Raw genomic sequence first — 10684 nt, forward strand, 5'->3', positions numbered from 1 at the left:
GCATTTGTGTATTTTGATAATCTGTCATACAATACTGGAGGGAATCCTTCACCACCGACAATAATCACTTTACAATTTCCGACAACATCCTGAATTTCTTCAAGCTGCAGGTATTCGAGCAGTCTGGTTGGTGTGGAACCAAATCCTTCTGCATCAGTTGCCTTGAACAGACTTACCAATTCTAAAGGATCAACCGCCTGTTCATCATTAGCAAATACCACAGGCAATCCATTTAGGATTGTACCGAATATTTCCCTTAAAAATACGATGAATGACACTGTAGAAATTGATATGAACTTATTGCACTGGTGATTCAATTCATAAATCGGAACATTCTCCTCAACATTTGCAACATAGTTTGTAATTCCCCTGTGAGTAATCATAACTCCTTTCGGCTTTCCGGTTGAACCTGAAGTGTAAATCAGGAAACATAAATTGTCCGGAGTCAAATCAACATCAGGATTTGAATCATCATCTTCAAGAAGCAACTCATCAACATCAACTCTGTTTTCACCATCATAGTCTATTTCTGAAGAGGTTATTACAAATTTGGAATCACTATCCTCCAGAATCTGGTCAATTCTGTTTTTCGGATAATTCGGATCGATTGGAATGAACGCCGCTCCCGCTTTGACAATACCCAAAACGGCCGCAATCAAATCACTGTTTCTCCTCATCATGAACATTACTCTGTCCTCGATGCCGACTCCCCTTTTGATTAAAGCATTAGCTATCCTATTTGCTTTCTTGTTTAGTTCATCATAAGTGAGCTCAGCATCCTCAGCATAAAGTATTGTCTTTTGAGGATTTTCAGCCACAATATTTTCAAATACCTTATTTACAATTCCTTCATTTGCAAGATTAATTTCAAAGCCTTCGTCCAGTTCAATTTCACGTCTGATAGAAATATCCTTAAGCAATTCGTCAGGAGAACTGAACCTGTCCAATAGAACATCCATTGAATCCAAAAAGGTTTCCATTAATTCTTTTGAGTAGAAGGATTCATCGTAGCTGATGTTTATATTTCCGCTTTCAAAATTGAACACCAATTTGTAATCCTTTGCATCATATTCATCCACTACGAACAACACTTCGCTTTCAAAGTTCAATTTTTTGTTGTTCAGGAGAGGATAATTTTTATATTCCCTGAAATATTTTTTGAAGTCGCCCATGTATTGGCGGACAGACATGTCTGTATTAAAGTGATATCCTGCAGCAACACGGTCATATGCAATTAAGATATCCTTTGAAAATGAAAATTTGGTCAAGTTATATAAAAATGTTGCAAGCAGGAACTTTTCTTTTGACAGATGATATTCGCTAGACAAATACTTTAATTTTTCAATGTCAATTGGTTTGGATATTCTTACGAAATTTACTTTATCGCCACTAACATCCGGAGAAATTGTGGTTGGATTGTCAAATGAATTAATTAAATTATTGTAATAATTTTCCGCCTTGAAAAATTTGACTTCATTTACATTGTATTGGCCGCATTTTTTAGTGGAATCTTCCATTACCTGCCTTAACAAATCTTTCAAACCGTCTGCAATGAATTCAATTTCCCGTTTAGTGAAACAGGATTTATCATACTCTATAAATATGGATTGCAAACCATTTTTATCAGAATAATTCTTATTTATTCTAAAGTGCAGCGGAAATTTAATGTCCTTTTGGAAACTTAAGAATTTCGAATCATAATCTGTGGAATTGGATACGATTGAAAACATTGAAACACAATCCGGATCGATGCCCATGTTTCTCAAATCTGTTGTGTATTCACTGAATTGCAATTTTGCATGACCCAATCCTTCCTTTAAAACACTTTTTGAATAGGCAAGCAGTTCATCGAATGTCAAATCCTCATCATAGGTCAACCTTAGAGGAATTGTATTAACGAACATTCCTAACGCATCATCTTGATTGAAGTATCTTCCGTGAACGGAAGTGTTCAAAACTATATCCTTAAATGAGTTATTATCTTTTTTAGATTTAGAAAAGTATAAAAAATTAAGTGCAAGTGAGATAATGAATGGAGAATACTCAAAATCAGGAATTTGATCTAAAAGGAGCTCGAAAAATCCAAATTCAGAATCATCAAATGAATACCAATCCTGAGAATAATCTTTTAACGCATCTAACCAGTATTCCTTATCAGCTTTTGCATCATCAGAATTGAGATAATCCAATTCATCTTCAACATAGGATTCATATGAATAATCAATTGGAACATATTCCGCATTATCTTTTATACAATCAATATATCTGTCAATTTCACGGGGAACAATTGAATAAAGTGATGTCCCATCCAGTAAAATATGTTGCACGACCCCAATAAGCACAGTAGATACGTCTGTCTTTAAGACGGCCCATTTATATAATGGAGAGTCAAAAACATCTTCAAAGGGACTATCCAAATAATCTTTTATGAATTCATCAAGGTTTTCATCTGAAACCTCAAATGAATCAACAACCACATCACTATCTGCAAAATATTGTTTAAATTCACCACCTTCATCATATTTAATTTGCAAATTCAAATATTCATTAGAAATACATTCTATAGCAGATTTTACATTTTCAAAATCATTCAAATCATAATCCTTTCTAAATGCAAGATAAAAAGAATCATTTTGAGGATTTTCTATCTCAGAAAACAACAACATTTTCTGAGCTGAAGACAAGTTAAACAAATCCATAACATTCACCAAACAATAATTTTAATTCATCAAAACATTCATTTACCATTAAATTATCAAATAATTAATCCACCTTCATCCACATTGCAATTCAATGGACGACATTCTTAGATTAAAGATAAACTTGTTTTAAAGCACATATTTAAATCATGAAGATTATTCAATCTTCAAGATTTTATCAAAACCAGACATTCTAAATATTTCATTTATGACCTCATTTACATTTTTAATAACGAATGGAATGTCCTCGGCTTTTAGTTTCTTTTGTGTTGCCATTAGAACCCTAAGTCCTGCACTTGAAATATATTCCAAGTTAGCAAAATCCAAAATTAATGAGTTAAAATTACCCATTTCATCATTAATTTCATTACTTAGGTCTTGGGAAGTTATCGTATCAATACGACCTTCAACAGATAATGTCAATTCTTTTTCATTAAAACTTTTTGTAATATTCATAGTATCATCCTATTATTAAGTTATTTATTAATATCTTTTTATTGTCTATTAAATATTATGTAATTAAGCCATTTGCGTTATTTTAATAAAAAAAATATTCAAAACAAATATCATTGCAAAATTAGCCATAATTAAATGAATGGGATATAAATAACTGTTTTTTAAAACTACTTTATTTTATCGTGTTATTTGACCAATATCATTTTATTTTTACATTTAAGTGGAAATTAGCGAATTAAATGAAAATAAATATTACATTGAATTGAAAAATATCCTAAAGGAACTTTTAGAATTTTTTACTTTTTTTATAGTGCTGCAAAAAACAGCCATCTTTTAAATTTTACCATATTCTAATGAGGATTTGATAAAATAGATATGATTATGAGAATATGTTAAAAAAAATAAATTTTTCAATTTAAAATAAAGATCAAAAGATTCATAAGAATTTAATTTTTCATGACCCTGCTAAAAAGAAGGGACATTAATCAATAGCAAAAAAGGTATACGGATGACACTCCAATAAATACAGATTTCTTAAAAATCAACCAGTTCAAACTATCTAAAAATTTTATAAAATATAATTAAGAATGTATAACTTCACGACAAAAGCTATCCAAACCAAAAACATATAGAATTTTAAATTGAAATCTACAGAATATTAAAAGAAAACCCAAAATAAAGTTTTTAAAATTAACCAAATTGTGAAATAAGGCAAGTACAAAAAAGGCAATAATGCATTGTCAATGCAAGAAAAATTTTTGAAAAAATCACCCAATTACTGAGTGATAATCAACCAGAAAATAGCTCTAAGAAAATTAAAAAATTACTACAAAAATAGCCAAAAAGTATTACTTAGATAGCTTTTTATACTATAAAATTAAATATTATAATTGCTAATGCAAATAAAATAAAAGTTCATTGAAACGTCCTTTAGGTTGATTCACTCTATTAATCACTCCATTTAACTCATACCTAAAGGCATGAACTTATTTTTATTTAAAACTAATTTTAAAAAAACTTTTTTTCAAAGATTAATTTAGTGTTTTTAATTAAAAAAGTATTACTTCAATAAGCTTAAATTTTCATATAGATTTACTGTATAAATCAAAAAATTGATTGATTAAAACTCAAAGTATAAAATTAATTTTACATCATATACGGAATAATATAGCAAAAACAAAATTGATTTGAAAATGTAACTGCGAATTAAAACTTATACGATGCAGTTTGCCAAATGATGAAAATTTCAATGGCATGGAAAAATGGCATTGCTTTTTGCAATCTCCCTTTTTGAAGCCAAAGGAACTGTCAAAACCTCATCATCAACAATCAGGACCTCATTATCATCAGATCCGAACTGGCAATTCTCCTTTGAGATATCATTGGCTATAACCAGGTCTGTTCCGGCATCAGCAATCTGTTTGCGGGCACATTCAATAATCTCATCTTTTGAAATATTGAACTCCGCCTTAAAACCGACAAGGAAAATCTCAGGGTTGATATCCTTGATCTGGCGAATGATTTTAGTTGTTGGCTTTAAATTTAAAAACAGAGAACTTGAAGAATCGATTTTCTTATCTGATTTTTTCCTAAATTCAAAATCTGAAACTGCTGCTGCAGATATGAAAATGTCAAAATCAGGAACAAGCCTTAAAATAGCTTCATTCATTTCACTGCTTGTCTCAACACGAATGACATCAAAAACAGAAGGGATTTCAACGCTGACATTGGCGACAACCAATGTTAAATCAGCACCCCTGATATATGCCTCTTTTGCAAGAGCCAAGCCCATCTTTCCGGAGGATTTATTAGTAATTCCCCTAACAGAATCAATAGGTTCATAAGTCCCCCCAAGACTTATCAAAATCTTTTTGCCTTTAATCATGTTGATCATTTATTTAAATTAATGGTTCTTAAGGATTCAAGGACAATATCCTCTTTTGAAGGGAATTTTGCCTTACCCTCATCCATTCTAGGTTTGATGAAAGATGCTGAACCCTCATCCTTTATCTTATCAATATTTTCCTTGATTGCACGATACATTGAATCATGCATTGAAGGAACAAAGATAATAGGAGTGTCATGGCCCTGGGCAGTAATAAGCAATGTTGAAATAGGATTGTCGGCAATCTTATGAGCAAATTTGGAAATTGTATTTGCAGTGGCCGGAGCGACAAGTATCAAATCCTCCTGGGAATATTTGACATGCTCTATTTTGCCAGTCAGCTTGGTGACAACATCCTGACCTGTGGCAAACTCCATTGCATTCGGATGAATGATTTCACATGCAGAATCGCTCATGAAACATTTAACTTCCACACCGTTTCTTCTAAGCTCACGTGCCAACTTGATGGATTCGGTAGCTGCAATGCTGCCGGTAACACACAAAACAATCATTTAAACACCTTAAGTAATTTGAATATCGGACAGGATATAATCAAATACATATAAATTCTGTTCGAACTGATTTATTGGGGCACTATATAATAAAACATAGGCCTGACCGCCTTTTTCAAACCAAACAGCCTTGTGTTCACGTTCTATACCATTCTGATTTGAAGTGTAGATGTATTCCACTGCCTGCCTGTCTCCAATTACAGAATCACCAGAAGAAATCAGCTTGAAGGAAGAATCATACTGCATTGATTTGTAAGTGGAATTTACAAATGTGTAGAAATCCCCTTCAATCGGCTTTTTCTCAAAGTTAATGTTGACCTGACCAACTCCCGCCGAATCGATTGAATCCAGTTTTGAAATTGACATTATGGAATAATTTGATTTAGCTTGTGAATAACCCCAATCTGAAGGATATTTGATAACCAATCCTCCTTTTGATAAAGTTAGAACTTTAGTTTCCTCATTAGCCTTATTTTCTGCACTAACGCTGGAAACCAAAAAGATAATAAGAATAAATGCTATTATACTTCCTTTTAAAATTTTACTTTTCATAAAATCACCTATACTCACTAATCAGATGATCCCTCGCTAGAACTTGAAGAATCACTGCTTGAAGAATCACTACCACTATCTGACGAACTTGATGAATCACTGCTTGAAGAGTCGCTACTACTACTATCACTTGACGAACTGGAACTGGATTGAGAGCTATCTGACGAATCATCAGTGGTTGTAGTTGTGGTCGTAGTCGTAGTTGTGGTTGTAGTTTCAACCTGATTGTCATCATCATTATTATCATGTGTGCTGTCAGTTTGAGTATAATTTGAAGTGTCAGTAAAATTAGTGGTTGTAGTATTTACAACAGCAACAATTTCAGGGAATGCTGTATCTTCCACAATAGCGACAACACCGGAATTTGCAACTGATTCGGAATCCAAATTAAATATACCGTAAGCTACACCAGCACTGAATGCAATTACAAGCACCAATAAGGTTATTGCTGTAAAAGTACCGCTGCTCATTGAAGACTTTTTCTTTTTATTATATTTAGCATCATCCCTTTTAGGATTTATAATATATTTTTGAACTAAATCTTGTTCTTGCTTTTTCTTATTATTGGTAGGTTTTTTACTTCTTTTTTTAGTTTTAGTAGTTGATTTGCCCTGCATGGATCTAATACGTTTGGTTGCTTCCATTGCATCAATAGAATTCAATTTATCTTCGTATTTAGAACGAAAATATCTGTATTTTTCAGCAGAAATTTTACCAGACTTATAATCATTCTCTAAACTGTTCATAACTTGAAGAAGTTTATCTCTATCTTCTGACATTCCTACCCTCCCTGAAATTATTATACTTTAAATTATATTCAAACATTAATTTAAATGTTACCTAAAATTCAGGATAGGAACCTAAAACTTTTAAAAAATAGGTATTTTCGTCAATCTCATCAATGATATCTTGAATTAATTCATCGTCCTTATGGCCGTTAAAGTCGATGAAAAACAGATATCTTCCCAATCCCTTTTTAGATGGTCTAGATTCGATTTTTGTCAAGTTGATGTTGTTTTTTTGGAAAATCCCTAAAATATTATACAGTTCACCAGGACGGTCCTCATATATGGAAAAAATAATCGAAGTCTTGTCCCTGCCAGTCGGTTCGTGGTCACAATTTGAAACGACAATGAATCTTGTTTCGTTATTGTCCATGTCCTGAATGTTGGGCTTGAGAATTTCCAAACCGTATAACTCTGCCGCCTTTGCATTACCTATAGCCGCTTTTGACTTATCCCCAATGATATTTTTTGCAGCATTTGCAGTGCTAATGGCATAATGGGGCTGAATCCTATTCTTACTTATGAACTCCTGGCATTGCGCAATAGCCTGCTGATGGGAATAGACATCTTCAATGTCATCCATTGTAGAGCCAGGATTGACAATGAGATTCTGATTGATCGGAATGATAATTTCCTTGAATATTTTCAAATCGAACTTATGGGCCAAGGAATCCAATGTAACTCCTACAGGGCCTTCAATTGAGTTTTCAATTGGAACAACACCATATGGAGTTTCATCATTTGCCACACTTTCCAGCACTGCCGGAATTGTGCAGTATGGAATCAGCTCGTCTCCAATCATACTGGCCGCTTCATGAGTGAATGTTCCTTTTGGTCCTAAAAATGATATTAATGTAATAGTAATCACCCAAAAAAAATAAAAAAAAGTTGATATTTAAGATTCTAATTTTTCAATTAGCCTTAAAATATCAGTTTGTGTTATGATACCAACGACTTGACCGTCATCAATAACAGGCAAACCGTTATATCCGGTCTCAATCATCACGTTAGCCACTTCGGAAATGGTTGCATCCTTTGAAGTGACGGTAGGATTTGAAGACATTATGAATTCAACCAAAACCTCCTTGATTTGAGATTTTTGGTATTTTTCAGGCACTTTTTTTCTGAAGTCGATGAATGCTCTCATCAAATCTTTAGAGGTCAGCATGCCCACCAGTTTTTCGTCTTCAACAACCGGCAATCTGCCCACATGATTTTCAATCATGATTCTTCTTGCATGAACAAGTCTTTCAGTTGGTGAAACTACTGTCAAGTCTTTAGTCATGATTTCCTTAACAGTAATCTTATCAAAAGCAATTCCTACAGCAAGAGTAACAAAATCAGCCTTGGATACGATTCCAACCATTTTGTCATCAGCGTCCATGACCGGAACGGAACCAATACCGTTTTCCAACATTAATTTTGATACTTCATCCAATTGCATAGTTTCAGGAACTGTAAATACGTCTTTAACCATTACAGATGAAATATGAAGTCTTGATGCAGGCATACTTTCATATTTTGAAGAACCAAGTTTAGCGGCAATGTCCCTTTCGGAAATAATACCGACCAATTCCTTATTATTGGTTACAGGCAAACGTGAAACATTGTGTTTGCGCAATAATTTCAAAGCATCAGAAAGATTTTGATCTTTGTCTATGGTAATAATATCCTCAGACATCAAATTCTTAATTTGCATATTATCATCTCCTAAAAATGTTTTAATATCTTTTAACTGCGTTTAATATGTCTCTTTCAGTAATAATTCCAATTACATTATCATTTTTAACGACTGGAACTCCACCGATATTGTTTTCGGCGAAGAGTTCGCATAACTCTCCAATAGTCATTGTAGGTTCGACTGTTATTGGCTCTGCGACCATGATATCTGAAATTTTTGTCTGATCCAATACATCAGTTGCCAAATTGGAGTTCAAATGGTCAAACAGCTCTTTTGCATTGATGAATCTTATGACATCAGTAGAGGTTAAGATACCTAATAATTTTTTAGCCGCTTTGGATATGTCAGCTTCACCACCGACAATTGGAATTCTTCTTAAACCGTTTCTAACCATGATTTTACATGCATCTCCTAATGAAGTTCCAGGAGTTGTATTGAACACTTTAGTGGTCATGTAGTCTTGTACAATGTCTTTACCTGCAACACCGGCTAAGGATAGTGCAATATCCCTTTCGGTTACAATTCCTGCAAGTTTTTCATCAGCGTCAACAATAGGTATAGCACCTAACTGGTTAGCTAACATCACTTCAAGGGTTTCTCCAATAGAAGCTTTGTTAGATACAGTGATTAATTCACGAGTCATTATTTCTTTTACTGGCTCGTTAATAGCTGCTAGGAAATTATCTTCGTATTTTTTCTCAATAATGTTGAATTTTTTTCCTCCACCAAAGAAATCCAATATATCCATTACAGTTACAATACCTAATAATTTTCCAGAACCAGGGTCAGTGATTGGCAATCTTCTAAATTCATGTTCCATCATTACTTTAGCAGTATCCTTGATACTTTTTGAAGGAGGGATTGAAATAACATCTCTGGTTGCAATAGCCATGATGTCTCCTTCCCTATCATGAACTTTGGTTTCACGTTCAACTGCGCCTGTGTTTGATTTTCTGTTAATAGATGTTTTATCTTTCATTTACACACCTCATATAATTGCTATCATAAAAATAAAATCAATAATATTAAAAACAAAATTCACTCAATATCCAAAATCTTATGGATTTGAGGAATGGTGGAAACTTCAAAATATTGCCCAACAACTTCGGAAAACTCAAATAATCTAAAATTAATGTCTTTCCATTCTCCTAACGGACTAGAAGGTTGGATAATTATTTTAAGGTTGCTTTTGCTTGAAATATTTTGTGATAATTTTTCAACTACCTCTTTAAATGACTTTATTTTTGTTGATGGCAATATAACTACTTTACAATATACATTTATAGATTTTTTAATTAATAAATTTAATGATTTAATCTCATTTAAAAAAATGGAACTGTCAAAATCACCATCAAAATGCTCCGGTAACTTAATATCCAAAGAAACAATGTCCAATTTCTCTATGGAGCCAATATTTTCCGGTAAAGTCCCATTAGTTTCAAGCATGATTTTCAGCTTGAAATCCTTACTGACCTCTGAAATGAATTCAGGGTATAAGCTAGGTTCACCTCCAGTAAATGAAATAGTTTTGCAATCAGGAGTAATGAGCTTTTTAATTTCTGATGAGACCTCTTCGGGAGTCATCAGAGTTCCTGATTTCTCGGATTTACTATCATTGGTATCGCAATAGTTACAATTCAAATTGCATCCTGCAAATCTAACAAAAATTTGTCTTTCACCAATCAAAAGGCCTTCGCCTTGAAAAGATGAAAAAATTTCAATAATAGGAGCTTTCATTACAAATCTTTCCTATATTCAGCACCTTGTCCAATTCCTTCATTTACACAAACAGCCACATATTCCAAATTATCATAAGTCTCAGATAACTTTTTAGCCAAAGTTTCTGCAAAAAACTTGGATAATTCCTCAGCAGAAGTGTAAGGAAGCGGTAAAAACACACAGTCAACTCCAGGAAGGGAATATCCCTTTCCATCGATTTTAAAGTGAACTGAATGTTTCTTCTTTAAGTCAAAAATTGAATCTTTCTCTTTATCGAAGTCTTTAAATTCAATTAAATCATTATAAACGGGAATCAATAATCTGTGATCCAGTTCATCACAAATTGCTTTGGTATAACCTTTCACATCTTTAAAGTCAACTACAAATTCAAAATC

The 10684-nt window shown here is 33.0% G+C and carries 11 protein-coding genes; all 11 read right to left on the bottom strand.

Features of this window, described 5'->3' with window-relative positions; all coding sequences use genetic code 11:
- Positions 1–2699, bottom strand: a 2699-nt coding sequence (locus QZN27_RS08250; protein ID WP_296786279.1) for an AMP-binding protein, incomplete at its 3' end; no start/stop codon positions are given.
- 156 nt (positions 2700–2855) lie between these two features.
- Positions 2856–3155: an STAS domain-containing protein gene (locus QZN27_RS08255; RefSeq protein ID WP_296786281.1), complete on the bottom strand. Its 300-nt coding sequence runs from the start codon at positions 3153–3155 to the stop codon at positions 2856–2858.
- Positions 3156–4401: 1246 nt separating this feature from the next.
- Positions 4402–5040, bottom strand: a complete 639-nt coding sequence (locus QZN27_RS08260) for a phosphopantothenoylcysteine decarboxylase (protein ID WP_296786283.1) — start codon at positions 5038–5040, stop codon at positions 4402–4404.
- Positions 5041–5045: 5 nt separating this feature from the next.
- A complete protein-coding gene (locus tag QZN27_RS08265; RefSeq protein ID WP_296786286.1) occupies positions 5046–5552 on the bottom strand; it encodes a flavoprotein in 507 nt (168 codons plus the stop codon).
- A 9-nt stretch (positions 5553–5561) separates the two neighbouring features.
- Positions 5562–6104, bottom strand: a complete 543-nt coding sequence (locus QZN27_RS08270) for a hypothetical protein (protein ID WP_296786288.1) — start codon at positions 6102–6104, stop codon at positions 5562–5564.
- A 17-nt stretch (positions 6105–6121) separates the two neighbouring features.
- Positions 6122–6883, bottom strand: coding sequence for an endoglucanase (locus QZN27_RS08275; protein WP_296786290.1), 762 nt, complete (start codon positions 6881–6883; stop codon positions 6122–6124).
- Positions 6884–6944: 61 nt separating this feature from the next.
- A complete protein-coding gene (pheA, locus tag QZN27_RS08280) occupies positions 6945–7748 on the bottom strand; it encodes a prephenate dehydratase (RefSeq protein ID WP_296786302.1) in 804 nt (267 codons plus the stop codon).
- A 36-nt stretch (positions 7749–7784) separates the two neighbouring features.
- On the bottom strand, positions 7785–8588 hold the full coding sequence (locus QZN27_RS08285; RefSeq protein WP_296786292.1) for a CBS domain-containing protein: 804 nt from the start codon (positions 8586–8588) through the stop codon (positions 7785–7787).
- A 22-nt stretch (positions 8589–8610) separates the two neighbouring features.
- A complete protein-coding gene (locus tag QZN27_RS08290; protein ID WP_296786294.1) occupies positions 8611–9549 on the bottom strand; it encodes a CBS domain-containing protein in 939 nt (312 codons plus the stop codon).
- A gap of 59 nt (positions 9550–9608) precedes the next feature.
- The gene (locus QZN27_RS08295; RefSeq protein ID WP_296786297.1) at positions 9609–10307 is read right to left on the bottom strand and encodes a 7-carboxy-7-deazaguanine synthase QueE; all 699 of its coding nucleotides are present in this window, start codon (positions 10305–10307) and stop codon (positions 9609–9611) included.
- Positions 10307–10684 (bottom strand): 6-carboxytetrahydropterin synthase (locus QZN27_RS08300; protein ID WP_296786299.1); only part of this gene is annotated, 378 nt, incomplete at its 5' end. The genes QZN27_RS08295 and QZN27_RS08300, both read right to left, overlap by 1 nt.

Source organism: uncultured Methanobrevibacter sp., assembly GCF_900316895.1.
Taxonomy (GTDB): domain Archaea; phylum Methanobacteriota; class Methanobacteria; order Methanobacteriales; family Methanobacteriaceae; genus Methanocatella.